This window comes from Streptomyces sp. NPDC048018 (assembly GCF_043202995.1).
Lineage (GTDB): Bacteria > Actinomycetota > Actinomycetes > Streptomycetales > Streptomycetaceae > Streptomyces.
Map to the genome: position 1 here is coordinate 912964 of NZ_JBIDBK010000002.1, position 25958 is coordinate 938921.

The window sequence follows — 25958 nt, forward strand, 5'->3', positions numbered from 1 at the left end:
AGCGCGGATCCCTCATGCACGACCCCCTGGCCTCCGAACCGGAGCCCCTCTCCCCTGGACTGAAGCAGCGTCACCTGACGATGCTGGGCCTCGGCGGGGTGATCGGCGCGGGGCTCTTCGTGGGCTCGGGCGCGGGCATCGCGGTCGCCGGCCCCGGCATCGTCGTCTCGTATCTGATCGCGGGCGCGCTCGCGATGCTGATCATGCGCATGCTGGGCGAGATGTCGGCGGCGATGCCGGCCTCGGGCGCCTTCTCGGTGCACGCGGAGCGGGCGCTCGGGCGCTGGGCGGGTTTCTCGGTGGGCTGGCTGTACTGGTTCCTGCTGGTGGTCGTGCTCGCCGTGGAGGCGACCGGCGCGGCCCGGATCGCGCACGGCTGGGTGCCGGGGCTCCCGCAGTGGGGCTGGGTGCTGCTCTTCATGGTGGTGTTCACGGCCGCGAACCTCGCGGCGGTGAAGAACTTCGGCGAGTTCGAGTTCTGGTTCGCGGCGCTCAAGGTCGGCGCGATCGGGCTGTTCCTGGTGCTCGGCGTGCTGGCGATCGTGGGCGTGCTGCCCGACACGGACCCGGTGGGCCTGGCGAACCTGACCGGGCAGGGCGGTTTCCTGCCGCACGGCTGGTCCGGCGTGGTGTCCGGGGTGCTGGCCGTCGTGTTCGCCTTCGGCGGCCTGGAGGTCGTGACGATCGCGGCGGCGGAGTCGGACGACCCGGCCCGCAACGTGGCCCGGGCGGTGCGCAGCGCCGTGTGGCGCATCCTCCTCTTCTACGTGGGCTCGATGCTGGTGATCGTGACCCTGCTGCCGTGGACCGCCATGAAGCCGGGCGAGTCCCCGTACGTGGCGGTCCTGGACGCCCTCGGGGTGCCGGCGGCGGGGCAGATCATGAACGTGGTGGTGTTCGTGGCGCTGCTGTCCGCGCTCAACGCGAATCTGTACGGCTCCTCGCGGATGGTGTTCTCGCTCGCCGAGCGCGGCGAGGCGCCGAGGGAGCTGCTCAGGATCTCCGGCGGAGGGGTGCCGCGACGGGCCGTGCTCGCGTCCGTGGCGTTCGGCTTCGTCTCCGTCCTGCTCAATCTGAAGTGGCCGGATTCCGTCTTCCTCTACATGCTCAACGCGGTCGGCGCGGTGCTGCTGTTCGTGTGGGCGCTGATCGCGGTCTCCCAGCTGCGGCTGCGGCGCCGGATCGAGCGCGAGGCACCACAGACGCTGACCCTGCGCATGTGGGGCTTCCCGTGGCTGACCTGGGCGGCGCTGGCGGGGATGGCCGCGGTGCTCGTGCTGATGCTGCTCGACGACGGGGCCCGGCCGCAGGTGCTGTGGTCGGCCGGGGCGACGGCGGCGGTGCTTGCCGTGGCGGGCGGGCGCGAGCTGCGCGCGAGGCGCGCCCCGGGTCCGGATCGGGGTCCGGCGTCGGCCGCGTCCGCCGCCTCGCCCGGCCCCTCCGGTCCGACCGGCGGCCCCGCTCCCGCAGCCCCCTCCACGAAGCGAGACTGAACCTTCACCTTGTGTGAAGGTCGTGACCGTATAGCGGACATCCGTTCCCTGTGAGCGGTGCGGCCCCACAGACTGTGGGCCACCCTCCCCGTCTCAGCTAGTGAACAGGGTTCGCCCATGTCTCGGACCACCGCGCCCGCGCCGGCCGACCGCAAGGACGGCGCGACCGCCCCCACCGGCCTGACCCACGGCCTCAAGCAGCGGCACCTGTCGATGATCGCCCTCGGCGGTGTGATCGGCGCCGGCCTCTTCGTCGGCTCCGGCGCCGGCATCGCGGCGGCCGGCCCGTCGATCGTCCTCGCGTACGCGATCTCCGGTGTGCTCGTCATGCTGGTCATGCGGATGCTGGGCGAGATGTCGGCGGCGAACCCGGCCTCCGGCTCCTTCTCCGTCCACGCCGAGCGCGCCTTCGGCCCGTGGGCCGGATTCACCGCCGGCTGGGCCTTCTGGTTCCTGCTCTGCGTGGCCGTCGGCCTCGAGGGCATCGGCGCCGCGAACATCATGACCGGCTGGTTCCCCGGCACCCCGGCGTGGGCCTGGGTGGCCCTCTTCATGCTGGTGTTCTGCGGCACCAACCTGGCGGCGGTGAAGAACTTCGGCGAGTTCGAGTTCTGGTTCGCGACGCTCAAGGTCGGCGCGATCGTCCTCTTCCTCGGCATCGGCGTGCTCGCCATCGCCGGCGTGCTGCCGGGCACCGACGCCCCGGGCGCCGCCAACCTCACCGGTGCCGGCGGCTTCTTCCCGCACGGTTCCGAGGGCCTGATCGTGGGCCTGCTGGCCTCCGTCTTCGCGTACGGCGGTCTGGAGACCGTCACCATCGCCGCGGCCGAGTCCGAGCACCCCGTGCAGGGCGTCGCCAAGGCCGTCCGCACGGCCATGTGGCGCATCGCGCTCTTCTACATCGGCTCCATGGCGGTCATCGTCACGCTCGTCCCGTGGGGCGACAAGGCGGTCGTCGAGAAGGGCCCGTACGTCGCCACCCTCGACCACCTGGGCATCCCGGCCGCCGGCCAGATCATGAACGTGGTCGTCCTGGTCGCCCTGCTCTCGGCCATGAACGCCAACATCTACGGCGCCTCCCGGATGGCGTGCTCGCTGGTCGCCCGCGACCAGGGCCCGAAGGCGCTCGGCCGCACCTCGGGCGGAGTGCCCCGCCCGGCCGTCCTGGTCTCCTGCGTCGTCGGCTTCGGCTGCGTGCTGCTGAGTTACTGGTCCCCGGACAAGGCCTTCATCTGGCTGCTCAACACCATCGGCGCGATCATCCTGGTCGTCTGGTTCTTCATCGCGGCCTCCCAGCTGGTGCTGCGGCGCCGCACCGAGCGCGAGGCGCCGGAGAAGCTGGTCGTGAAGATGTGGGGCTTCCCCGTGCTGACCTGGGTGGCGCTGCTCGGCATGGCGGCGGTCTTCGTCCTGATGGCGCGCGAGGAGGGCACCCGCGTCCAGCTGTACTCGACCGGCGCCCTGACCGTGGCGCTCGCGGTGGTCGGCCTCGTGCTCCAGAAGTCGCGGGAGAAGGCGCGGAAGCAGGCAGCCGGTACGGACCCGGCGGCCGGGACCGTGGCCGACAGGACCTGATCCCGCCCCCTCCCGAGAGACATCCGCGCCCCGCCGGGCCTTCCGGCGGGGCGCGTCGGCGTTCGGGCGGGGCGCGGCGGCGTTCCGCCGGGGTCCTAGGCCCAAGGACTGATCAACTTCACCCTCACCTGCTGCTAGCCTGCACTTGCATAGAGGTTGCAATAAGCAGTCGGTCGAAGGGCTAGGGGTTCGGCGCATGGCGATCTACACACTTCCGGAGCTGCCGTACGACTACGCGGCGCTGGAGCCGGTGATCAATCCGCAGATCATCGAGCTGCACCACGACAAGCACCACGCCGCCTACGTCAAGGGCGCGAACGACACGCTGGAGCAGCTGGAGGAGGCCCGCGACAAGGACCAGTGGGGCGCGATCAACGGCCTGGAGAAGAACCTGGCCTTCCACCTCTCCGGCCACATCCTGCACTCCATCTACTGGAACAACATGAACAGCCCGAAGGACGGAGGCGGCGGCGAGCCGCTGGCCGCCGACGGGGTCGGCGAGCTGGCCGACGCGATCACCGAGTCCTTCGGCTCCTTCGCCAGGTTCAAGGCCCAGCTGACCAAGGCCGCGGCCACCACCCAGGGCTCCGGCTGGGGCGTCCTCGCGTACGAGCCGATCAGCGGCCGGCTGATCGTCGAGCAGGTCTACGACCACCAGGGCAACGTCGGCCAGGGCTCCGTCCCGGTCCTCGTCTTCGACGCCTGGGAGCACGCCTTCTACCTGCAGTACAAGAACCAGAAGGTCGACTTCATCGAGGCCATGTGGCAGGTCGTCAACTGGCAGGACGTGCAGAGGCGCTACACGGCCGCGAAGGCCAGCGTCCCGCTGATCTCCTTCTGACGGCCGCACCCCGGAAACGCCCTGCTCGTGATCGTCTTCTCCACCTTCACCGGGCAGGCGGATGAAAGAAGAACCCCCGCGATGACAGGAATCGCGGGGGTTCTTCCGTACCGGGGGCTCCCCCGTGCGGGGAACGCGTCCTACTCGAAGCTCGGCGACGCCGTGCGCGTGCGCTTGATCTCGAAGAAGCCCGGCGTCGACGCCACGAGCAGCGTGCCGTCCCACAGCCGCGCCGCCGCCTCGCCGCGCGGGGTCGGGGTGACGACCGGACCGAAGAAGGCGACCTCCGCGCCGTCCGCGCCGGGGACGGCGATCACCGGGGTGCCGACGTCCTGGCCCACCTTCTCGATGCCCTCCTTGTGGGAGGCGCGCAGCTCGGCGTCGTAGGTGTCCTTGTCCGCGTAGTCGGCGAGCCCGGCCGGCAGGCCGACGTCGGAGAGGGCGGCCTCGATGGCCTCGCGGGTCGGGCCCTCGCCCTGGTTGTGGAAGCGGGTGCCGAGCGCCGTGTAGAGCCTGCCGACGACCTCGTCGCCGTGCAGCTGCTGGGCGGCGATCACGACGCGGACCGGACCCCAGGCCTGGGTCTCCATCATCTCGCGGTACTCGGCCGGCAGGTCGGCGAGGCGGTCCTCGTTGAGGACGGCGAGGCTCATCACCTTCCAGCGGACGTCGACCGGGCGCACCTTCTCCACCTCCAGCATCCAGCGGGAGGTCATCCAGGCCCACGGGCACAGCGGGTCGAAGTAGAAGTCGGCGGTGGTCCTGGTCTCGGACATGTCTCTCCTCAGGAGTGCTCTGAATGCGCCAACCGGGCAACACGGCCGGTCCGCTCCCGCATTCCCGTGGTGCCCGGCGACAGTGGCACATGGGAGGATCGGTGCTGTTTCGAACGAGCCACGAAGGAGTGACCGTGCCCGGTGAGAACCTGTCCCGTGACGAGGCCCACGAGCGGGCGGAGCTGTTGTCCGTCGACGGGTACGAGGTGTACCTCGACCTGCGCTCGGCCGTCGGCGAGTCCGGGGAGGGCGTGCGCACCTTCCGCTCCGTGACCACCCTCCGCTTCCGCCGCACGGGCGCGGGCGACAGCACGTTCGCCGACCTGATCGCCCCGTCGGTGAACGCGATCACCCTCAACGGGCGTGCGCTCGACCCGGCGGTCGTCTTCGACGGCGCGCGGATCGCCCTCGACGGCCTCGCGGACGAGAACGAGCTGGTCGTCGACGCCCAGTGCGCCTACAGCCGCACCGGCGAGGGCATGCACCGCTTCGTCGACCCGGAGGACGGCGAGGTCTACCTCTACACCCAGTACGAGCCCGCCGACGCCCGCCGGGTCTTCGCCAATTTCGAACAGCCCGACCTCAAGGCCCCGTACCGCTTCGAGGTGGACGCGCCCGAGGGCTGGACGGTCTGGTCGAACGGCGTGGGCGAGCAGGACGCCGAGGGGCGCTGGCGGTTCGCCGGCACCGAGCCGATCTCCACGTACATCACCTGCGTGGTCGCGGGGCCGTACCACTACGTCACGGACACCTACCGGCGCGGCGAGCTGGAGATCCCGCTGGGCGCGATGTGCCGCAAGGGGCTCGCGAAGCACTTCGACGCGGACGACGTCTTCCTGGTCACCAAGCAGGGCCTGGACTTCTTCCACGACAACTTCGACTACCCCTACCCCTTCGGGAAGTACGACCAGGCCTTCGTCCCCGAGTACAACCTCGGTGCGATGGAGAACCCGGGCATGGTCACCTTCCGCGAGGAGTACATCTACCGCGGCAAGGTGACGCAGGCGGCGTACGAGCGCCGGGCCAACGTCATCCTGCACGAGATGGCCCACATGTGGTTCGGCGACCTGGTCACCATGGTGTGGTGGGACGACCTGTGGCTGAAGGAGTCCTTCGCCGACTTCATGGGTTCGTTCTCCCTCGCCGAGGCGACCCGCTTCACCAACAGCTGGGTGACCTTCGCCAACAACCGCAAGGCCTGGGCCTACCGCGCCGACCAGCTGCCGTCCACCCACCCGATCACGGCCGACATCCGTGACCTGGAGGACGCCAAGCTGAACTTCGACGGCATCACCTACGCCAAGGGCGCCTCCGTCCTGAAGCAGCTGGTGGCCTACGCGGGCCGGGACGCGTTCCTGGAGGGCGCGCGCCGCTACTTCAAGCGCCATGCCTACGGCAACACGCGCCTCGCGGACCTGCTGACCGTCCTGGAGGAGACCTCTGGCCGGGACATGAAGGCCTGGGCGAAGTCCTGGCTGCAGACCTCCGGCGTCAACACCCTCACCCCGGTCGTCACGTACGACGCCGAGGGCCGCGTCACCGAGCTCGCCGTCCTGCAGGAGGGCGACGAACTGCGCCCGCACCGCGCGGCCGTGGGCCTCTACCGGCTCTCCGGCGGCGATCTCGTGCGCTACGCGCGCGTGGAGGCCGACATCACCGGCGCGCGTACGGTGGTGGCCGGGCTCGCGGGCGCGGAGAAGCCCGACCTGGTGCTCGTCAACGACGACGACCTCACCTATTGCAAGGTCCGCTTCGACGAGGCCTCGCTGGCGACCCTGCGCGCCCACCTCGGCGACATCTCCGACCCGCTGGCCCGCGCGCTGTGCTGGTCGTCGCTGTGGAACCTGACCCGCGACGGCCTCATGCCGGCCCGTGACTTCGTGCGGGTGGTCCTCGACTTCGCGGGCCGCGAGACCGACATCGGCGTCCTGCAGATGGTGCACGCCTGGGCGCAGTCGGCCGTCACCCACTACGCGGCGCCGGAAGGGCGGTCCGAGCGCGGCCGGCTGCTCGCCGAGGGCGGGCTGCGCGAACTGCGCCTCGCCGCGCCGGGCAGCGAGCACCAGCTGACCTGGGCGCGCTTCTTCGCCGCCGTGGCCTCCTCGGACGCCGACCTCCGGCTTCTGGAGGGTCTGCTCGACGGCTCGGCCGCGATCGACGGGCTGGAGGTCGACCAGGAGCTGCGCTGGGCGTTCCTGGAGCCGCTGGCCACGCACGGGCGGGCCGACGAGACCCGGATCGGCGAGGAGCTGGCCCGCGACGACACGGCGACGGGCAAGCGGCACCAGGTGCGCTGCCTGGCCGCACGGCCCTCGGCGGCGGTCAAGGCGCAGGCCTGGGCGCAGGTCGTCGAGTCGGACGCGCTGTCCAACGCGCTGGTGGAGGCGACCATCGCGGGCTTCGTGCGGCCCTCGCAGCGCGAGCTGGTCGCGCCGTACGCGGAGAAGTACTTCGCGGCGATCGAGCGGATCTGGGCGGACCGCTCCATCCAGATCGGCATGGACGTGGTGCGCGGCCTGTTCCCGGGGCTGCAGGACCGCCCCGAGACCCTGGCGGCGACCGACGCGTGGCTCGCCGAGCACGCCTCCGCCGCCCCGGCGCTGCGCCGGCTCGTCCTGGAGGCGCGCGACGACCTGGCGCGCGCGCTGCGGGCACAGGAGTGCGACGGGCGCGCGAAGTAGGCACACCGGTCGCACGATCGGACAGTGGGACGGGCCCCCGGCGGTGCGCGCACCGCCGGGGGCCGTCGTACCTCGGCACTCGAACGCGCGTACTTTAGTGCGGAGTTGTCCTGATTCGGCGACCACTTCGTAACAGCGGTTAAGCGGGGCCCGGACGACGGAAGACCGTCGGCATGAACCACAACACCCCCGACGCCCCCCTCTCCCCCCTCCCCCACACCGGCGTGGACCGGCTCAGGGAGGCCGTCCGGTACGCCCGCTCCGAGTCGATGCTGACCGGGCTCGCCGCGCTCTCCCTGCACGGCTTCGCCTCCGCCCCCTCGCCCGGCATGATCGACCGGGTCGACGTCCTGGTGCCGCGTACGCGACGTCTGCGCTCGACGGCCCGGGTCCGGGTGGTGCGCGCCACCGAGTGGCCCGAGCCGGCGGAGATCGGCGGACTGCCCGTCGCGCCGGTGCCCCGGGCGCTCGCCGACGCGGTCTCGGCACTCTCCGACCCGAGCGTGGTGCGCCGGCTGCTCACCGAGGCCGTGAGCGGGGGCCACTGCGAACCCGGCCTCGTGGTGCGGGAGTTGAACCGGGCGAGGCTGCTGAACCGACCGCACGTCGTGGACGCGGTGGACGCGCTGCTCGCCGAAGGCCGCGCCGTCGCCGAGGAGCGGCTGTACGAGATGGTGCGCGCGTTCGGGCTGCCGGACCCCCTGTGGAACGTGGACCTGCGGCTGCCGGGCGGCCCGCACCTGGGCGGTCTCGACGCCTACTGGCCGGACCAGGCGGTGGCCGTGGAGCTGGACACCCGGGCTCCGCGGCAGGACGACGACGCGCTGTGGTCGGAGTACACGCGCAAGCGCGAGCACCTGGAGCGGCTGGGGATCACCGTCGTCCACATCACCCCGCGCAAGCTGCGCGAGGCGATGGACCAGCAGGCGACCGTGGTCCGTACGGCGCTGATGGCCGCGTCGGACCGGCAGCCGGCCGCCTACGTGGTCGTCCTGCCCCGGTGACGGCTAGCGCTCGGCCGGGGTCGTGCCGCAGAACTCCGCCTCGATCACCTTCTGGGTGTCACCGGTCCAGTCGGCGTTGAAGTTCGCGGCGAGGGAGTGCTCGCCGTCCCGGGTGGCCTGGGCCTCGGAATGCGAACCGTGGATGCCGCCGCCGTGCCCCCAGACCTCCTTGCCGCAGCTCAGCTTCTGCCGCATGAGTCCGAGCCCGTAGCCGACGCCGGGCAGCTCGGGGGAGATCGGGACGGTGTCGGTCATCTCCTTCATCGCGGCCGGCGCAAGCAGCCGGCCCTTGAGCAGCGCCCGGTAGAAGGTCTGCAGGTCGTTCGCGTCGGAGACCATCTCGCCGGCGGCGCCGGCGATGCTCGGATTGAGCGCGGTGACGTCGTACGTGGGCCCGCCGGTCTCGCGGGAGAGCTTGGAGTAGGCGCGGGAGTTCGGCTTCGGCATCCGCGAGTCCGTGCCGGGCACGGAGGTGGCCCGCAGCTTCAGCGGCTTGACGATCCGGTTCTCGATCGCCTTCCCGTAGGGACGTCCGGTGACCCTCTCGATGACCATCCCGGCCAGGACGAAGTTGGTGTTGGAGTAGTTCCACGCGGTGCCGGGGGCGAAGTCGGGCTCGTGCGCCATCGCGACGGACACGAGCTGCTCCGGGGTCCAGGTGTCGTAGCGGTGCTGCAGGAAGCCGGGACCGAAGACCTTCTCCTGGAAGGCGGGGTCCTCGGTGTAGCTGTAGATGCCGCTGGTGTGGTTGAGCAGCTGTCGGACGGTGACCTTGCGTCCGTCGTGCCCGTGGCCGCGGACGACACCCGGCAGCCACCTGTCGACGGGGTCGTCGAGGTCGATGCGGCCCTCGGCCTGGAGCTGGAGCAGGACGGTGGCGGTGAAGGTCTTGGTGATGGACCCGACCCGGAAGCGGTCGCCGCCCTTGCGCTCCCCTGCCGTACCGGTCCAGCGCGCCCTGCCGTCACGCGCCTGCGCGACGGCCCCGGGCACGCCCTCGGCGACGGCCGCGTCCAGGGCCTGCTGGGTGGCGGCGTGGGAGGGCTTCGGCGGCGCGGCGGCGACGGCGGGCGCGACGAGCGCGGTGGCGGTGATCCCGGCGACGAGTCCGGCGGCGACGAGGGTACGGACGGAACGTGCGGCTGACATGCGGGCTCCCCTGTTCGTGAACTGCGGTCACGGGAGGGGACCGTGGGGCACGGGCACTGGGTTGAGCGGTCCGGGACGGTTGAGCCGTTTTCAGCCGTTCGCGGGATCGTGCAGCGGCGAGTGCCCCAGGGGCGGCCGGTCGCGCCACAACTGGAGCCCGATGTCGACGAGTTCGACCCGGGTGAGCGAGGGCACGGACTCCAGCGGATGCCAGGCGGCGAGGTCGGTGGACCCGCCCTCCTCGTTGCGCAGCTCGCCCCCGGTGACCCGCGCCTCGTAGACGATCCGCAGCCCCTGCCAGTCGAGCGCCCCGCCGAGCCTGCCCCGCCGCTCCCGCCGGATGGAGTCGATCCCGAGCAGCACGGTCGCCTCGGCGACGTACCCGGCCTCCTCCTCGACCTCCCGCACGACGGCCTCCACGGGCAGCTCCCCGTGATCCATCCCGCCGCCGGGCAGCGTCCACCGCTTCACCCCGTCCCGGTCCACCCAGCGGGCCAGGAGTATCCCCCCGTCCCGCACACACACGGCGTAGGCCGCCACTCGCAACTCGGTCTGCATGGGGAGAGGTTAGAGGTCGCCAGGGGTCATGGGGTCGGACATGAGAGCAGGACCCGGCTCTTCGTCCGTCGGACGACGGCAGGCTTCACGCCCCGGGCAGCAGGGTCTGTCCGCCTCCACCTCGGCAAGCCCTCCGAGGCCACGACCGGCCCCGACGAGGGCGACGAGTCACCGCTTCGTGCAGCGCCCGTCCCCTGACGTTGCCGTCAACCACTGCCGTCAAAGTACGCAAGGAGCCCCACCGAGAGGAAATTCGGTGGGGCTCCTTCGTGGCCATCAGACTGGTGAGCTGGGACTTCGTCCGCTCGCCCGTCGACCCGTTCCGATCTTGACGTGAGTTTCTACGGCAACGCGCCGGACAAAGTCCGGCGAATGCCCCCAGGAGGCACGTGCACTATCCAGGAACGACGTCAACGTTGTTCCTGGTAAGAATCTCGAGAAGCAAATCGAATTTGGAAGTCGTCCCGTCAGCGATATCCATCACCGCAGACAAGGAAGAACGCGCGACGGAAATGTTCCGCCAAATCAGCCGAACCGGGGCGCCTTGGAGATGATCCTCCAGGGACTCTTCCAATTCGGTGAAACTCTGCCCGATGTACCCTCCAGGGCCGCGGAAAGCTTCCCCTATCGCACAGAAAAAGCTCGCGACATCCTTGATTTCATCACCTCCCATAACGATCTCTCGAGGGTGAACCGAATGCTCCTCCCTAGAAGCAGATTCGGCATACCTGAGCCCAGCCACTTCTAGCCACGCTTCACGGGATCCAGCCTGAAGATTGCACCATTCACCACGACGCGGTTGGGAAACACGGAACCTGTCCCACAACCTGCGAGCCTCGGCATGCGGAGGCAACCCTGTTTGTGCTGTGACGACCAGATTTTCCGACGTATCTCCGACTAGCAGCTTCGCACCCCACAGCGGGTAGCGCCCCATGGGCCGACCTTCAGCGTCGAGGACAAGGACCTCGATGTCACCCCTGAGCGTGTCGATCGGCGCGTCCAGGGTCGGCCGCACAAGTCTGAAGACGACTCGGGAGTTCTCGGCTTCGAGGAACGCGCCGAAGTCGTCGTAGCTGTAGCGTCCGACAAAAAACCCTTCCAGATCGCAGGCGAGTACGGATGCGCCACTTTCCTCGAACCGGACAGAATACTTCAGCAACAACGTCGCTCACCTTCCACCGAGAACACGTCGAATCAACAGGTAGGAATGACGGTGATCTTCGCGTACTTGACTTTCGGGTCCGTATAGCCGTACTCCCCGAAGCGGTTCGGGCCGACGATCCTATACGTATTGCCCTTGCCGGGAACCTCCCATTCGGGCGAGCCCTGGAAACCCGACTGCGCGTGAGGACCCCACTTGGCCGCGTGCCTCGCCGATTCTCGCCCTTGATAAAGCTTTTGAGTGGGATCCGTGGGGCTTACCGTACGTGGGGTGCCCTGCCCGGCCTGAATCCTGGCAAGCTCGTCCGCAGCCCACCCGGGAACAGTGTTGTCGTTGTGCACCAGCACCGGCGTTGCGCCGGCGAGCACATAGTACGTGTGCAGCCCACGAACCGTGAGGTTGTATGCCGCCTGCTCCTTGGTGAAGTGGCGTACGTCGACCGTCTTGAGAGCTTCCCCGTCCGCAGACAGGAGGGCCATGCCGACCTTCACCGCTCCCGCGTTCACCCACGAGGCCTCGCTGGGCGACCAGATCCGGTGATGGTCCGTGGCGGTCAGCTCTTCCGGGCCGTTCTTCCCCGCGACCGTGATCGTGGTGAAGTCGCGGTCGTCAGGAGTGACCAGGGTGGCGTCGACCTGCTTGGCCGCCGTCACCTCGCCGTCCGGGTCGGTGGCCAGGACCTCGTCTCCGACGCCGACCTTCTCGATCGGCTTGACCGTGCCGTCCGCCAGCAGGACCAGAGTGCCCAGCGGGAAGGAGTTGGGGCAGAAGCCCCGCATGCCGCCCGTGCCGGAGGCGGAGCCGGGGCGTTCGCCCTTGCCCGGGCCGCCCTTGCCGCCCATGCCCCTGGCGCCGGGGCCGACCAGGCCGAAGACGCCGAGCGAGCCTCCGGTCATGCCGGTCATGATGCCGGTCTTGTAGAGGGTGTTGCGGATGCTGCAGAGCTTCGGGGATTCCCCGTCGGGGCACGGCAGGTCCGGGATGGACTCCTCGGAGATCGGCTTGGCGTCGCCGCCGCAGCCCATTCCGGCGGCGTAGACGCACACGCCGTTCACGTAGGGCGCGCCCTTGCTCCAGTCGACCTCTTCCTTCGGCTTCGGCTTGGGCTGCGGCTTGGGCTTGATGACCTTCGCGTAGAACGAGAACGAGTCGTCGTGGTTGTCGCGGAAGTCGACGTGCTGGACCTTGACGACGCCGTTCTTGTTGGGCGGCGAGATGATCGTGTATTCCCAGTTGCCCGGGCCGCCGCTCCAGGATTCCCTCGACCCGTCGGTGCACCGGCCGCTGCACGCCCCGTCCGGGCGCATGCCGCTGGGGTCGCTGAGGGTCATCGGGTTGTTGTTGGAGTACGCGTAGCCGTTGAGGGACTGCACGTCCTCCGGTACGAGGACCGGGTCGACGCTGATGAAGCGGCCGGTGGCCGGGTCGTACTCGCGGGCACCCAGGTGGGTCAGGCCCGTCGGATCCATCGTGCCGCCGATGAAGCCGCGGGTGCCGGCCCAGTCGCCCGGCGCGTTGCCCCGCTGCTCGCCGAACGGCGTCATGCGGCGCTGGTCGACGACGGCGCCGTCGGCGTCGATGTCGAGGGTGCCGGTGTTGTGGTGGTCGGTGACCTGGAAGGACACCTTGTTGTCGTCCGTGCGGACGGCCGTGGCGGCGCCCAGGTCGTAGTAGCGGGTCGCGGTCGGCTTCGCGGCGCCCTTGACCAGCTTGATCTCGGTCGGCCCCAGGTGGAGGGTCGTGCTCTCGGCGCCGGGGTCGGCGGTGTCCACGGTGTGGGTCAGCAGCCGGCCGCCGTCGGCGGCGTACACGTAGTCGGTGGTCTTGGTGGTCGTGACGGTCGTGCTGCCGTTGAGCGTCTTGACCGAGTCCGTGACCTTGGCCAGTTTTCCTCCGGTGTCCCAGTCGAGGACCTGGTCGTTGCCGCCGCCCGCCTCGTTCTTCAGGTGGCGTTCGGTCGTGTTGCCGGCGCCGTCGTACGCGTACGACTCGGTGACCGGGTCGCCGGTGCCGCCCGTGACGGTGCTGGTGCCCAGCAGGGAGTGCGGACGCGCCGCGCCCTTCGCCGGGTAGGCGTAGCTACGGACCTTGTCGGCCTCCGTGTTGCCGGACGGGTCGTGCTCGGTCTCGGTCTTGCGGGTGCCGTCGGTGTTGTAGGTCCAGCTCGTCCAGTACGGGGCAGGACCGCCGAGCGCGGAGCCCGTGGGGCCCGCCGGGCAGGACGTGGCCGCCGGGGTGTACGCCTCGGTCAGCCGGGACAGGTGGTCGTAGGCGAAGCACTGGGTGTCCAGGCCGTACCGGGACACGTCGGTGAGCGAGGTGACGTTGCCGATCTCGTCGTACGTGTAGGCGGCGCCCCGCTCCGCTCCGTTGCCTCCTTCCAGGTCGGTCCGGGTGCCGGCCAGCCGCTGCGTGCCGAACTCCCAGGCGTTCGTGATCCACAGGTTCTTGCCGCCGGCGTTGAGCGTGGACTGCAGCGGCTTGCCCGTGAGGCTGTACGTCTGCTTCGCCAGATAGCCCGACAGGAGGCTGCTCGCCGAGACGGTGCGGTGCAGGTCGTCGTAGGTGAAGGCGAGGGATTCCGCCGCCAGGTTGCCCGCGGCGGGGTATGCCACGGACTTCACGGTGTCGTCGAGGTTGTACGCGACACCGGTGACGTAGGAGCCGGCCAGGGCCTCCTGCCCCGGCACGGACGGCACGGTCAGGGTGGACCGGGTCGGCCGGTACAGGGCGTCGTAGACGTTGACCGTCGACTTGTACTGGTAGGTGACGTCGCCGATCTTCGCGTACCGGGTCGAGCTGCCCTGCATGCCCTTGTTGCCGGTCGGGTCCCAGGTCTGGGAGGTGAGCAGCGGGCCGGCCGGGCCACCGTCCCTGGACTCGATCGGGCGCGACAGGTTGTCGTAGACGAACGCGGTCGTCTTCTTGTTGCCGTCCAGCGTGCTGGTCAGCTCACCCCTGTCGTTGTAGTACCGGGTGATCTCGCCGGCGTCGGGGTCCGTCGTCTTCTTGATCCGGCCGAGCTGGTCGTACGTCCAGGTCCAGGAGTTGCCGGACGGGTCCGTCAGCTTCGCCATGTTGCCGGCCGCGTCGTACGCGTACGTGGTGCGGTCGGCGGGCCCCGTGGCTTCGGCGCCCTGGTACTGGAGCATTTCGACGACGTGCCCGGCGGCGTCGGCGACCGACGTCGTCGTCGTGCCGCCCTTCGGCGGGATCACGGTGACGCGGTCGCCGCCGTAGACCCGGCGCGTGGTGCCGAGCACCGTGTGCCCGACGCCGTTGCCCGCGAGTTGCACCGACTTCGTCTCGCGGCCCAGCCCGTCGTACTCGTACGTGGTCTGGGTCTCGACCCCGGTGGTGTCCTCAAGCTTGAACAGCGATGCGGACGGCAGGCCCGTCGCGTAGTACGGCGCGTGCTTGCGCTCGACGAGACCGCGCGCGTCGTAGAACGTGTCGGTCAGTACCTTGCCGCCGTTGTCACCCGGGCTCTGCGTCTGCCGCTCACGCCCGAAGCCGTCGTAGAGCACGAAGCCCGACGACTGGGAGCCGTCCGCGTTGAGCGTGAGGCTCTCGACCGAGTAGATGTCGTTCTCGGGGTTGCGGTAGCGGAACTCGAGGTTGGGGCTCTGGCCGCTCGCCTTGGAGCGGTTCGGCTTCCACAGCTTGAGCTTGCGGCCGAGGGCGTCGTACAGCACGTCGCTGCGCAGCCCGTTGGCGTCCACCTCGGAGACCGGGAGACCGCGCAGCGAGTCGAAGTTCGTCGTCGTCACCTGCGCCGACGACGCGACTCCCACCGTTGCCGGCGGCATCGTCGTCACGGTCTTCGTGACCCGGCCGGTCGCAGGCGTGTACGCCGTGGTGGTCGTACGCGGGTTGGTCTGTGCCGTGGTCACCGGGACCGACGTGGGGACGTTGGGGTCGAAGAGGCTCACCGACGCCAGAGCGGTCGTGCTCAGTGAACGCCCGTAGGCGTCGAACGTGGCCGTGTTGTCCAGGTAGGTCGCCTTGTTCCCGGTCCGCTCCTTGAGGGTCTCGACCATGGTCGGGAGCCCCTTGGTCGGCGCCGCGCCGTAGGCCTGGCCGTCGTATCGCGTGCGCACGTCGGAGACGACCGGCGAGGTGCCGTCCGCCCGCGTGTCCAGGTTGATCGTGGCCTGGCAGGTGGCGGCGACCGTCTCGGTGCGGATCGGGGCGTTCAGGATCCGGGCCGACGTCACCGGCGGGTACGTCGTGCGGGTGCACTGGTCGTCCTTCGGGTCCGCGACGTCACCCAGCGCCTCCACCCGCTCGGCCCGGCCGTAGGTGTCGAAGAAGGTGTTCGACCTGACTTCACGCCACTTGTCACCGGCGCCGTCGTCCAGGGAGGCGAAGGAGCGCGCCGTCTCGATGCCCGTCAGGTTGGCCGTGGCCGTTCCCCAGTCACGGATCCGCTTGGCGGTCTCCTTCTTCCACGGGGTGTTCGCCGTCCTGCTGACGACCTTGCCGCCGGGGGCGTCGAAGGTGTCGACGCGGTACTCGAAGCCCGTCCACGCCTGGTCGTCGGTCAGCGTCCCGCCGGAGCCGTCGGACACCGAGACCGAGCGGGTCTTGGTCTTGTCGGTCGGGCTGCTGCGGTCACCGTCCATGCCGCGCAGGAACCAGTGCTCGCGCTGGGTGGACATCTCCAGGACGGAACCCGTCTGGACGCGCGTGTGACCGTATCCCCGCCACTGTGACCAGGTCTTCAGCTTCTCCTTCGTGAGGCCGTCGTCGTCGTCGAAGTGCCAGGCGGGATCGCCGAGATACGTGTAGCGCGTGACCATGTCGGGGGACTTGCCCGTCCGGTCCGTGGCGATGACGGCGTCGACCACGTACTTGTTGAACCACTCCGTGGTGACCGGCGCCTTGTTGCCCGGCTGGTACTTCTGCGGGAAACAGCGGGTCGTGTTGGTCTCGGGGGTGGGGAGGGAGCTCCAGGAGCACGCCGCCGCACTGTAGTTGACGTCCAGCTGGCCGCCGCCCTCGTCGTCGACCGTGCCGAGGCGCTCCTTGATGAACGGGGCGCGTCCGTCACCGGTCCGGTCGAGGCGGTTCGTCAGCTGGGTGTACGTGAGAGTCGTCTTCGGCAGGGGAACCGGCGTGGTGCCCGCGAGGCCCGTCCGCTGGATCGACGACAGGAGCATCTGGTAGTCGATGTCGGCCGTGCCCCACTTGTGCCCGAACGACCACGAGTCGATGTTCTTGTACGTGCCGTCGGTCTGCAGCGTCTGCGTGGTGATCTGGGTGAGGCGCGTGCGGGTGAAGAACGTCGGGGAGTACCGTCCCGCGTTGCAGTCGGTCCCCGCCTTGCAGTTCATGTCCCAGGGCGTGTCGTACCAGTACTGCCGGTTGGTGTCGATCGTGGCGGGATCGCACAGCGCTGTGGTGGCCTCCAGGCAGCGCTCACCCGTGGTGAACGAGACCTGGGCCATCGGCTTCACCGTGGCCGAGTAGATGTCGCTCGTCCGCTGCCCGTAGTCGATCCGTTCCAGGACGCCGCCCCGGACGTACGGGGTGTCGTCGGTGGCGGTCAGGAACCGGCCGTAGGAGTTGGCCTCCTGCTTGTACCAGTAGGTGATGTCGTTGCCCTTGGCGTCGACCACCATGTCGAGGTTCCAGCGCCATCCCTGCTGGCACCAGGCGCTCTTGATGTCGGCGTTGTAGCAGGGCTCACCGGAGTTGTTGCCGTAGACGGGCACGGTGAACACCGACTTCGTCTCGGGCTTGCCGGTGACCCAGTTGTCGAGGCGGTTGTAGCCGAACCAGTAGGTGGTGCCGGCGGGGGTGACGGCCTTGAAGTACTCGCCGTCGTTGTCGCCGTTGCCGCGGGCGGCGTCCTTGACCCTTGTGACCTTGGTGCCGTCGTCGCCCTTGATGCGCCATTCGTCGGCGCCCACGGGGATCAGTTCTCCCGCGTGCCCGTCGAAGCTGATGGTGGCGTTGTCGTAGGCCCAGCAGAGGTCCCCGACGTCGGACGTGTCCTTCTTGACGCCTTCGTCGGCGCAGGGCTTGTAGGAGCGCTCGACGAAGCCCGGCGAGATGTCGAAGCCGTCGCCGATCCAGGAGGCCTGGTTGTTGCTGTTGGCCGTGCGGCCGTCCAGAGCGCCCGAGGAGTACGTCATGGAGAGGTTCGGCTCCAGGGAGCCGGGCACGGCCGGCACCTCCATGCCGTACGACCAGGCGAACGAGCCCGAGTTGAGTGCCGTGCTCCAGGTCGACGACGACGCCAGGGGGCTGGCGGTGAAGTCGCCCGCGAGGCTGGACGAGCCCGAGCTCAGGGCCATGACCGTCGCGCCGTCGCCGGCGCCGACACGGCTTGCGCGGCTGCCGCCCGGCGTTGGCGTCGCCGGCGGGACCGGTACGGCGTCCGCGGTGACCGTGAGGGCCTCGGTGTCGTTGACACCCGTCAGAGGCGTCTGGGTGCGGCACTCCTTCTTCTCCGGAGTGACCAGAACGCAGGCGGGCATGCGGGTCAGACGCAGCCGGGAGCCGTAGGAGCCGCCGGCGGCCTTGGCGAAGCCGCTGTAGTCGATCGTGACCTTGCTCTTCAACGGTGCCGCCGCGGTACCCGCGGTGGCGTTGCCGAGGGTGAGCAGGACGCCGTCGACGCCGGCGCGCCGGGCGGCGGACCGGTCGAGGAAGCGCAGGTCGGCCTGGGCGCCGGTGCGCTGGGCGAGTGCCTTGGCGGCATCCCGCGCCGTGGGCGCGGCGAGTGTCACCGGGGATCCGAGCGCCCTGAACGACCTGGCCGCCGTTCCCTCGGCGGGCAGTGCGACGCGTACGGTCTTCGCCTCGGGCCAGACCACGGTGGACCTGGCGGCGGGCGTCTCCTTCTGGACCCTGCGCGGCTTGGCCTTGTCGAACGAGCCCTTCACAGGACGTTCGGCCGAGGGCGCCGCGGGGCGGTTGTCTTCGGCGCTCGCCGGTGACACCGCCAGGGGCAGACCCTGGAGGAGGGTCCCCAACAGGACCCCGCTCATCACGACGGAGACGCGGGCGGTGCCGCGTCTCCGTCCTGTCCTTCTGATCAACAAGATGACCCCCCATGGATCGTGATGTGTTACGTGGTGCCGGTGCGCTTGCCGGGCACCGGGCCGCGGCGGGCGTCGGTCGCCTGCCGGGGCAGGAGAAAGCGCCGGGGAACGGGCGTCAGGCAGCGCCCGCCCTCCGGCGCTCCGTCAGGTCAGGCCCCGGAGGGCGTCGTCTGGTCGACGTTCGGGTCGGCGAGCGAGATCACGGCGGCGGGGCTGAGTGCGCCCTGGTACATCCAGACGTCGTCGATCTCACCGGAGAAGTACGAACCCCAGGCGCTGTTGGCACGCAGTCGGCCGAACTGGACCTGGCCGGTGGCGTCGAAGGGCTGTGCGACCGTCGCCCACGAGACGTGCTCGGTGCACGTGGTGCCGGCCTCCTCGTCCGAGCAGGTCTGGTCCTCCAGGACGCCGTTCACGTACAGGGACACCCGGTCGGCGAACCCGTCGTACACGACGGCGATGTGGTTCCACCCCCCGATCCGCAGGCCCGGGTCGAAGGTGTGCAGCACGCTGGTGCGCGTGGCCGCCGTCCCGTCCTTGTCGGTGACGCTGACGCGCCACTGGCCGACGTGCTGTTCCTGGGCGGTCCCGGGGTTGAGCGTCGTGTCGTCCCAGCCGACCTCGACGGCGCTCTGGGCGCTTCCGGCGATGGAGAGCAGGGTCATGTCCCGGGTCGGGTCCGCGGCGGTCTGCGCCCACCCGGCGACGGTGAAGCTCTGACCCGTGTGAACCGGCACCTGGGCGGTGGCCGCGTAGTCGTCGACGCCGTCGAGCATCAGGCTGCCCTTGCCCGCACCGCCGAGGTAGCCGCCACCAGGGTTGATCGTCGCTCCGGTCAGCACGGCGTTCTCAGCGCTCTTACCGGCTTCGTCGGGCGAGGTGAGCGGGGTCCCGGTGGCGCTGTCGAACCTCCAGCGGGAGCCGATCTGCGGTTGCTGCTGCACGAGCTCGCGTGCCTCGGCCGCCGTCACGACGCGGTCGAACACCCGCACGTCGTCGACCTCGCCCTTGAGGAACTCCCCGTTGGCGCCGGCCCGGTTCACCGCACCGATCTGGAGGGGGCCCGGCGTCGCCCAGGGCTTGGCCTGGGTGTACGGGGCTTCGGCCACCTGGTAGCCGTTGACGAAGAGGCGCAGCCTACCGACGTTCGCGTCCCATACGCCGATCAGATGCGTCCACCTGTCGGCGGGATCACCGAAGCAGGGGGTCGTTCCCAGCGGCGCGGTGCAGGCGGGCTGAACCGCAACTACCAGGTTGGCAGTGGCGGCGTCCTCCGTGTAGCGGCCGAACTTCCACTTCTTGTCGGCGGCCGAATAGTAGAGGGAGAACTCGTTCTGCTGGACGCCGTTCTGGGTGACGATCATCTTCGCGGCCTTGTCCGTGACCGCGGGCGTGGGCATGCGTACCCAGGTGGAAACCGAGAAGCTGCGCGTTCCGTCGACCTGAGGCCGGGACGTACGAGCGTAGGAGGTGGAGCCGTCGAACTTGAGGACGTTGCCGGAGATACCCGGTACTCCCGACTGCGCGCCGTACAGGTTCAGGTCCGAGAGCTCGGGGCGCCCGGACACCTTGTTGCCCTCCTCGTCGAAGGTCCAGGCCGCCTTCGCCGGAAGGCCGGCGGTCAGGGGACGCCCGTTCGCCACTTCGGACACCTCCGCGGCGTTAAGGGCCCGGCTCCACACCGCGCCGTCGTCCAGCGCGCCGATCCACGCGTCGGTGGAGGTGTCCAGCCACTTCATGCGCCCGAAAGTCAGCTCGCCGCGCGCCTGCCACATGCTCACGCCCGTGACCGTCGCTGCGGACTTGCCGTCGACGTAGAGGGTCAGCGTCTTCGCCGTGGCGTCATACACGGCGGCGAGATGGGTCCACTCGCCCGCGACCGCGGATGTGGTGGACGCCGCGGTGTACCAGCTGTAGCCCGCCATACCGTCGGCGGTCGGAGTCTTGACCACCCACTTGTCACCCAGGAGCCCCAGAGTGATCGACTGGTGCTGGCCCAGCTGCGCGATGGCCGCGCGGTTCATCCCCGCCGTAACGGCCGTCGGCTTCGCCCAGACGGACATAGAGAAGCTGCGGTTGGTGTCCAGTACGGCGCGACCCGTACTCACGTACCCCTTGTCGGTGCCTTCCATCGACACGGCACGACCACTGTGGCCGTCCGTGATGGAGGTGGCCTCCGGTCCGAGGGTCCCCTCGACGCCGTCGGCACTGCCGGCAACACTGCCGGCACCCGGAGGCTCGTCCATGGCCCATCCCGCTCGCTGGGGGTCGCCTCCCAGGGCGTTGAAGTAGTAGACCTCGACCTGGGACGCGTTGCCGGAGCCGTCGATCGCCCGGGCCGTGACCCGGTGGGGGCCGGGAGTGTTCACAAGTGTCGACATGGACTGCGGGGCTCCGGCCGTCGTCGCCTTGGTGAAGGCCGCGGACGGATCGGTGTCGATCCCGTACTCGTACTTCACGACATCGGTCTGGACGCTGTCGAAGGTGAACGTGCCGTACTTGCCGACGCCGTTGGTCGGCGGGATGTTGTCCACGTCACCCGGGTTCACCAGCAGCTTGTCACCCGGGAACTCGACCGAGGAGATCACCGGGCCGTCCGGGGCGGTCGTGTCGACGTGGAAGTAGCAGTCGGTCTGCTTGTCCCCCGCCGAGCTCCAGAGACCCCACTCGGCACCGTCCCAGCCGCGCGCCTCCCAGCCGACGGTCTTGTTCTTGGGGACGGCTGCCGGAAGCGTCACCGAGAACGGAGAGCCGGAGCTCTTGAGGGTCGTCGGAGCCGTTCCCTCCGTGCCGGTCGACCACCAGCGGCGCCGGAAGCCCTGGCCGTCCCCGGCGTCCCAGGCGGCCGCGATCTGTGCACCCACCTGCTCGCCGTCCGGGTCGTACACCTTCGCGGTGACCTGGGGCAGCCTGTTGATGCGCACCGTCGACGAGGAGCACGAGGATCCCGGGGACATGGTCAGGTCCGACATCACCGGCTGCTTGGGCGGGAGGTTGTATCTGACCCTCAGGCTCGCGTCGTCGCTGAAGCGCTTCCAGGCGCCCGGGTCGGACTCGTTCTCCGCCTTGAGACCGAAGGTGATGTTGGGCCAGGCACCGCTGGCCGCGCGCTGGACCAGGTCCTTGACCGGGCCGGACGTGCCGCCGAACTCCAGATAGCCGGCCGCGCAGCCAGAACCCCAGCCCTTCGCGGCGTTCATGGTCTGGAGCCACTGTGCCCAGAAGCCGCTGGTCGTGGAGTTGCTCCAGGTCGTGCCCGTCCCGATGCCCTTGGTCAGGTAGAGCTGGACCGGCTTGGCGGTGCAGTTGTACGAGTGGGACTCCCAGACGTTGAACTCCGCCGACAGGATGTGCTTGCCGGAGAACTTGCTGGTCACCGGGACGCGGTAGAAGACCCGCTTCACATCGGCCGTCGAGCAGCCCGGGGACGCGCAGTAGCCCGTGCCGAAGTCGGAGACGTAGGTGCTGTTGTATGTGAACTTGTAGTAAGGCTGGTCGCTGTAGGACCGGGAGATTCCGGCCCACGCGGAGGCATGCGGCGTGTCCCAGGCGGGGTCGATGACCACCGGATAGACCGTGCGGGGGTCGTCCAGGAGCGACTGCGCCGGGGTCAGAACGAGCGTGTTCTCCGCCTTGGTGCCCGCCCCGTCGGGAGTGACCTCGATGCCGACCGGGGCCGCGTGCGCCGCGCCGGCCGCCAGGAACATCGTCGGCGAGCCGGGGGCGCTCTTCGCCATCGGCGCGGCGGTGATGCCCGGGCCTTCCTTCGCCACGGCGGACGAGTCGTACATCATGGGCCGGGGCGCGGTGAAGACCGTTCCCCCGGCGGCCTCGTCCACGGCCCGGAGGGAGCCGTCTGCGGCCTCCCGGATGGCCAGCCCCTTGGCGTCGAGGCCGAGGCGGAGCTCGGCGAGCTCCGGGTTCTGTGCCGCTTCCTTCGTCTTGACGACGAGCAGCTGGTTGAAGCCCGTGCGCGTGGCGGTCAGCTGGAGGTCGACGCCCGGCAGTACCGACCGGTAGAGCGCGGTCGGGCCGTTCAGCCGGGGCTCCGGGAGCGGTTTCGGCCAGCTCAACTCCAGGTTCTTGCCCGCCTGCTCCATCCGTACCAGGGGCTGGTCACCGCCGCCCGAGAAGGCCAGACCGGACAGGACGGCCTTCGGTTCGACCATCCCTCCCTCGGTAATGCGCAGGGTGGGGTCGATGTCGACCCACCTGCCGTCCTTGCGGGTGCGCACGGGCCGTGTGTGCGTCACCGACTCCAGCGTCCCGTCCGGACGCGCCGTCACCTCGCCGAACTCGCTGCGCATCGAGGGTACGTCGACCGGCTTGCCACCCTTCTTCGCCGCTTCGATGGCCAGGCTCTCCGGAGTGTCCGCCTGTCCGTCCGCTCCCGTGCGCAGAGCGTCCGCACGGCCCGCGTCAGGTGTGGCCGCCTCGGCCGGCGATACGCCGGACACAAAGCCCCCTGTCGCGAAAAGGCCGGTGACTGCCGTACACGCTGCGGCGCGAACAGCAGTCCGCAATAGCCGTCTTGAGCGCATAAGCCCCCCATTCCCCCACTGTCTCGATACTTCAGAGGGAATGAAATGGTCCAGACATCTCGCTGTCAAAGGGGTTAACGGGCCTGATCGCCCCGCCGGTTTTCCGGTATACGCGGACATGAACACCCCTCCGCCCGGCGTGAATCGGACAGTTGCCCTCACACACGGGTGAGAAAGCGCACAGTCGGTGACAGACCCGCAGGCCCCACCTCGTAAAGGAGCTCGCGTCAGATCCAGTACGCGGGGTATCGCCGCCCCGCGAGACGGGCGCCGGCCGGGCCGGTGGCCACCAGGAGCAGGGTGGCGAGCGTGAGGAGGGCCAGGAAGGTCCAGAACGGCGGGTTCTGGAGGGTGACGATCACCGCGGTGGCCGCGGCCGGGGAGTGCGGGGTGCGGGCGGCGCTCATCACCCCGAGGGCCAGGCCGCCGGCCAGGGCCGCGGCCCAGAGGTGGGGGCCCGTGAGCGCCAGGACGGCGAAGCCGGTGAGGGCTGACAGGAGTTGGCCGCCGACGACCGAGCGGGGCTGGGCCAGCGGCAGCTCGGGGGCCCCCGCCACCAGCGCCATGCTCGCGGCGAGGGGCGGGATGAGCAGCGGCTGGTGGAGGGCCGCGCCGACCGCGACCAGGAGCAGGAGGGCCGTGACGCCGACCGCGGTGGAGGTGAGCAGTACCCGGGGGCCGGGGCGGGCGGGCGCGGTGGGACGGGGCGGGGGTGCGGGCGTCGAGGCGGTGGCGGTCGCCGGTGCGGCCGTGGTCATGGGCGGGGCTCCGTTACGGGGGGATTGGCCGGCGAGTACTCCGGTTCCGACCAGCGCAGGGGGCTCGCCCCGGGCGTCTCGGCGACGTGGGTGACGCGGAAGCGGACGGTGCGGGCGCCCTCGGCGTCGTAGACCGTGCGGGCGGTGCCGGAGAGCTGGAGGGTGGTGCCGGTGTGCCAGTCGAGGAAGAGCAGTCCCGCGCGGCCGTCGGTCGCCAGGTTGCCGAGGGTGAGGAACATGGCGTTGCCGGCGTAGTCGGGCCAGCTCAGCTCCGTCGGCGAGACCGGGGTGACGAAGCCGGGGTTGCCTCCGCGATGGCTGGCGTCCACCCCGTCGGCGGCGGCGCTGGCGACGAAGAAGGTGTCGGCGGCACGGACGAAGCGCTCCTGGCCGGGGGTGAGCGCGGTGCCGTGCCGCACGGCCCCGTCCGGGGATCCGGGGGCCGGGTCGGCGAAGCCGTACAGCTCCCGTTTCTGCAGGTACTTGGGGCAGTTGGAGAACACCTGCTCGGCGTCCACGGTCAGGCCGCGCGCGCTGGGGCGTGCGATGCCGTTGAGCCGCATGCGGCGGCGGGTACGGGGGTCGAGGGCGATGGTGCCGACGGGGGTCCCGGCGGCGGTGACGGCCGCGGACAGGGGGTCGCGGGCCGGGACGCCGCCCTCGACCGAGATGCCGTGCGGTCCGGTGGCCCGGGCGAACCCGGGCGTCCCGGTCAGCAGGCTCGCCCACACCCGGCCGGCCGGGTCGGCCGCGCCGAGGACCAGCATGGGCTGCGCCTCCAGGAAGGCGGCGGCGACGGGGCGGATGCCGTCGCCGATGGACCGGCCCACGTGCTCGGCGAGCTGCCGGACGCCGACTCTTTCCTGGACGGCGAGGGAGCCGGAGTGGTAGGCGCGCATGAGGGCCTCCGGGGGTGATTGCGGGTGGGAGGGTGCGGATTCGCGCGGCTGCGGGTCACGGCGCGGGGGGCTGGTCGCCGGGGCCGGGTGCGGGTGCGCCGCCGTTCCGGCGGGGCGCGGCGGCGCCCGCCCGGTCGGCCCTTGCGCCCCCAACGGGGTCCGGGAAGCTGCCCGTTCAGACCTGGGGGCCGGCGGGCCCCCGTTCCGCCCTGGGGCCCGGCCGGGGCCGGGGCGGGAACGACGGCCCACGACGGGGGCGACTAGAAGAAGCCGCAGGTCGGGGCCTGGCCGGAGGGGGCTGCCGCCTCCTCCGCGCCCTTCGGGACCGAGATCTCCAGGCGGGTGCCGTCGGGGTCGTGGAAGAAGATGCCGCCGGAGGCCGCCCCCTCGGCGTGGGCGACGACGCCCTCGTACGCGAAGGTGGCGCCGCGCTCCTTGAGCGCGGTCTCCGCGGCGCGCACGTGGGCGACGGATTCGGTCTGGAAGGCGAGGTGGTGCAGGCCCGCGCGGCCGGCGTCGTAGCCGCCGTCGGCCTGCTGCCAGAGGGTGAGGACGAGCGTGCCGCCCTGCCCCAGGAAGGCGTAGCGCCGGCCCTCCTCCTTGCCCTCGCCGAGGACCTCGAAGCCGAGCACGTCCCCGTAGAAGCCGAGCGAGCGCTCCAGGTCGGTGACGTTCAGGCCGACGTGGCCGAAGGCGAGCGTTCCGGTGAACGACATGGTGGTTCCCCTCTCGGTGACGGTCCCCCCGGACATCAGGTGCTAACCTTTCAATGTCACTTTAAGGGTTAGACTACCTCGGCGCAACCGGTCACGTACCCTTGAGGGGTTAGTCCAGGTCCAGCCGCCGAGGAGGGCGCCCGCCATGACCGTCACCGACCCCCGGCCGCTCACCGGCGAGCCCGTCTCCCTGGACCTGCTCAACACCCGGTGGATGGCCGACGGGGTGCGGCAGGACCTGCTCGCCGACACCGGGGGACTGGCCGTATGGCTCGCGGCCAACCGGCTCGACGGGCGGTTCGGCGCCGACGCGGCCACCCTCCGGCACACCCTCGCCGCCCGGGACGCCCTCGCCTCGCTCGTCGACCGGCCCGGCGACCCCGCGGCCACCGCCGAGGTCGACGCGGTGCTCGGGCACGGGCGGATCCGCGCCACCCTCACCCCCGAAGGACCCGGCGAGGAGGCGGAGTTCGGCGATCCGGCCTGGGGTCCGGGCTGGACCGCGGCGCGCGACTACCTCGAACTGCTGCGCACCCATCCGGAACGCATCCGCAAGTGCGCCCACGACGCGTGCATCCTGCACTTCTTCGACACCTCGCGGAACGGCACCCGCCGCTGGTGCTCCATGGCGGCGTGCGGCAACCGGGCCAAGGCCTCACGCCACTATGCCCGTACAAAGGACCACTAGTCCCCCGTCGCTTCACCCCCTTCGAGGGCGGTTCGTCCCCCGTGGCGCATGTCCCGCAGTGGCGG

15 protein-coding genes are annotated in these 25958 nt (G+C 70.3%); 6 read left to right on the forward strand and 9 right to left on the reverse strand.

Going from position 1 to position 25958, the window contains the following annotated elements; translation table 11 throughout:
• Window positions 1-14 precede the first annotated feature (14 nt).
• The 3 genes from ACGF1Z_RS10045 to ACGF1Z_RS10055 all read left to right on the forward strand — a co-directional run bounded on the left by ACGF1Z_RS10045 (window position 15) and on the right by ACGF1Z_RS10055 (window position 3909).
• A complete protein-coding gene (locus tag ACGF1Z_RS10045; RefSeq protein WP_393001889.1) occupies window positions 15-1493 on the forward strand; it encodes an amino acid permease in 1479 nt (492 codons plus the stop codon).
• 117 nt (window positions 1494-1610) lie between these two features.
• Window positions 1611-3068: an amino acid permease gene (locus ACGF1Z_RS10050; protein WP_393001891.1), complete on the forward strand. Its 1458-nt coding sequence runs from the start codon at window positions 1611-1613 to the stop codon at window positions 3066-3068.
• 196 nt (window positions 3069-3264) lie between these two features.
• Entirely contained in the window at window positions 3265-3909 is a 645-nt protein-coding gene (locus ACGF1Z_RS10055; protein WP_393001893.1) for a superoxide dismutase, read from the forward strand.
• A gap of 140 nt (window positions 3910-4049) precedes the next feature.
• Here the strand turns inward: ACGF1Z_RS10055 and ACGF1Z_RS10060 are convergent, their stop codons facing one another.
• Complete coding sequence (locus ACGF1Z_RS10060; RefSeq protein ID WP_393001895.1) at window positions 4050-4685, reverse strand: DsbA family protein; 636 nt, start codon at window positions 4683-4685, stop codon at window positions 4050-4052.
• Window positions 4686-4819: 134 nt separating this feature from the next.
• Between ACGF1Z_RS10060 and pepN the strand changes: the two genes are divergently transcribed.
• Together pepN and ACGF1Z_RS10070 are read left to right on the forward strand one after the other, a co-directional pair.
• Complete coding sequence (gene pepN, locus ACGF1Z_RS10065) at window positions 4820-7366, forward strand: aminopeptidase N (protein WP_393001897.1); 2547 nt, start codon at window positions 4820-4822, stop codon at window positions 7364-7366.
• 173 nt (window positions 7367-7539) lie between these two features.
• Window positions 7540-8370, forward strand: coding sequence for a hypothetical protein (locus ACGF1Z_RS10070; protein ID WP_393001899.1), 831 nt, complete (start codon window positions 7540-7542; stop codon window positions 8368-8370).
• Between the two features lie 3 nt (window positions 8371-8373).
• On the opposite strand, the gene ACGF1Z_RS10075 is transcribed toward ACGF1Z_RS10070, so the two are convergent.
• The 8 genes from ACGF1Z_RS10075 to ACGF1Z_RS10110 form a co-directional block, all read right to left on the reverse strand.
• Window positions 8374-9519 (reverse strand): serine hydrolase domain-containing protein, encoded by a 1146-nt coding sequence (locus tag ACGF1Z_RS10075; RefSeq protein WP_393001901.1) that lies wholly within the window; start codon window positions 9517-9519, stop codon window positions 8374-8376.
• Between the two features lie 90 nt (window positions 9520-9609).
• On the reverse strand, window positions 9610-10077 hold the full coding sequence (locus ACGF1Z_RS10080) for an NUDIX hydrolase (protein WP_393001903.1): 468 nt from the start codon (window positions 10075-10077) through the stop codon (window positions 9610-9612).
• Window positions 10078-10471: 394 nt separating this feature from the next.
• A complete protein-coding gene (locus tag ACGF1Z_RS10085) occupies window positions 10472-11239 on the reverse strand; it encodes a hypothetical protein (RefSeq protein WP_393001905.1) in 768 nt (255 codons plus the stop codon).
• Between the two features lie 32 nt (window positions 11240-11271).
• Window positions 11272-18222: an RHS repeat-associated core domain-containing protein gene (locus ACGF1Z_RS10090; protein ID WP_393001907.1), complete on the reverse strand. Its 6951-nt coding sequence runs from the start codon at window positions 18220-18222 to the stop codon at window positions 11272-11274.
• A 218-nt stretch (window positions 18223-18440) separates the two neighbouring features.
• The gene (locus ACGF1Z_RS10095; RefSeq protein WP_393001909.1) at window positions 18441-22748 is read right to left on the reverse strand and encodes a LamG-like jellyroll fold domain-containing protein; all 4308 of its coding nucleotides are present in this window, start codon (window positions 22746-22748) and stop codon (window positions 18441-18443) included.
• Between the two features lie 311 nt (window positions 22749-23059).
• Window positions 23060-23590 carry an HPP family protein gene (locus ACGF1Z_RS10100; protein ID WP_393001911.1) on the reverse strand — a complete coding sequence of 177 codons (531 nt, stop codon included), beginning with the start codon at window positions 23588-23590 and terminating at the stop codon, window positions 23060-23062.
• Complete coding sequence (locus tag ACGF1Z_RS10105) at window positions 23587-24489, reverse strand: pyridoxamine 5'-phosphate oxidase family protein (RefSeq protein ID WP_393001913.1); 903 nt, start codon at window positions 24487-24489, stop codon at window positions 23587-23589. Before ACGF1Z_RS10105 ends, ACGF1Z_RS10100 begins: the two co-directional genes overlap by 4 nt.
• A 260-nt stretch (window positions 24490-24749) precedes the next feature.
• Window positions 24750-25205 (reverse strand): VOC family protein, encoded by a 456-nt coding sequence (locus tag ACGF1Z_RS10110; protein WP_393001915.1) that lies wholly within the window; start codon window positions 25203-25205, stop codon window positions 24750-24752.
• Between the two features lie 145 nt (window positions 25206-25350).
• Between ACGF1Z_RS10110 and ACGF1Z_RS10115 the strand changes: the two genes are divergently transcribed.
• Window positions 25351-25893, forward strand: coding sequence for a CGNR zinc finger domain-containing protein (locus ACGF1Z_RS10115; RefSeq protein WP_393001917.1), 543 nt, complete (start codon window positions 25351-25353; stop codon window positions 25891-25893).
• Window positions 25894-25958: the final 65 nt, after the last annotated feature.

Bases quoted from the DNA above. Each gene is read 5' to 3' on its own strand.
- ACGF1Z_RS10045 (WP_393001889.1), top strand. From the start codon at position 15: ATGCACGACCCCCTGGCCTCCGAACCGGAGCCCCTCTCCCCTGGACTG.
- ACGF1Z_RS10050 (WP_393001891.1), top strand. From the start codon at position 1,611: ATGTCTCGGACCACCGCGCCCGCGCCGGCCGACCGCAAGGACGGCGCG.
- ACGF1Z_RS10055 (WP_393001893.1), top strand. From the start codon at position 3,265: ATGGCGATCTACACACTTCCGGAGCTGCCGTACGACTACGCGGCGCTG.
- ACGF1Z_RS10060 (WP_393001895.1), bottom strand. From the start codon at position 4,685: ATGTCCGAGACCAGGACCACCGCCGACTTCTACTTCGACCCGCTGTGC.
- ACGF1Z_RS10070 (WP_393001899.1), top strand. From the start codon at position 7,540: ATGAACCACAACACCCCCGACGCCCCCCTCTCCCCCCTCCCCCACACC.
- ACGF1Z_RS10075 (WP_393001901.1), bottom strand. From the start codon at position 9,519: ATGTCAGCCGCACGTTCCGTCCGTACCCTCGTCGCCGCCGGACTCGTC.
- ACGF1Z_RS10080 (WP_393001903.1), bottom strand. From the start codon at position 10,077: ATGCAGACCGAGTTGCGAGTGGCGGCCTACGCCGTGTGTGTGCGGGAC.
- ACGF1Z_RS10100 (WP_393001911.1), bottom strand. From the start codon at position 23,590: ATGACCACGGCCGCACCGGCGACCGCCACCGCCTCGACGCCCGCACCC.
- ACGF1Z_RS10105 (WP_393001913.1), bottom strand. From the start codon at position 24,489: ATGCGCGCCTACCACTCCGGCTCCCTCGCCGTCCAGGAAAGAGTCGGC.
- ACGF1Z_RS10110 (WP_393001915.1), bottom strand. From the start codon at position 25,205: ATGTCGTTCACCGGAACGCTCGCCTTCGGCCACGTCGGCCTGAACGTC.
- ACGF1Z_RS10115 (WP_393001917.1), top strand. From the start codon at position 25,351: ATGACCGTCACCGACCCCCGGCCGCTCACCGGCGAGCCCGTCTCCCTG.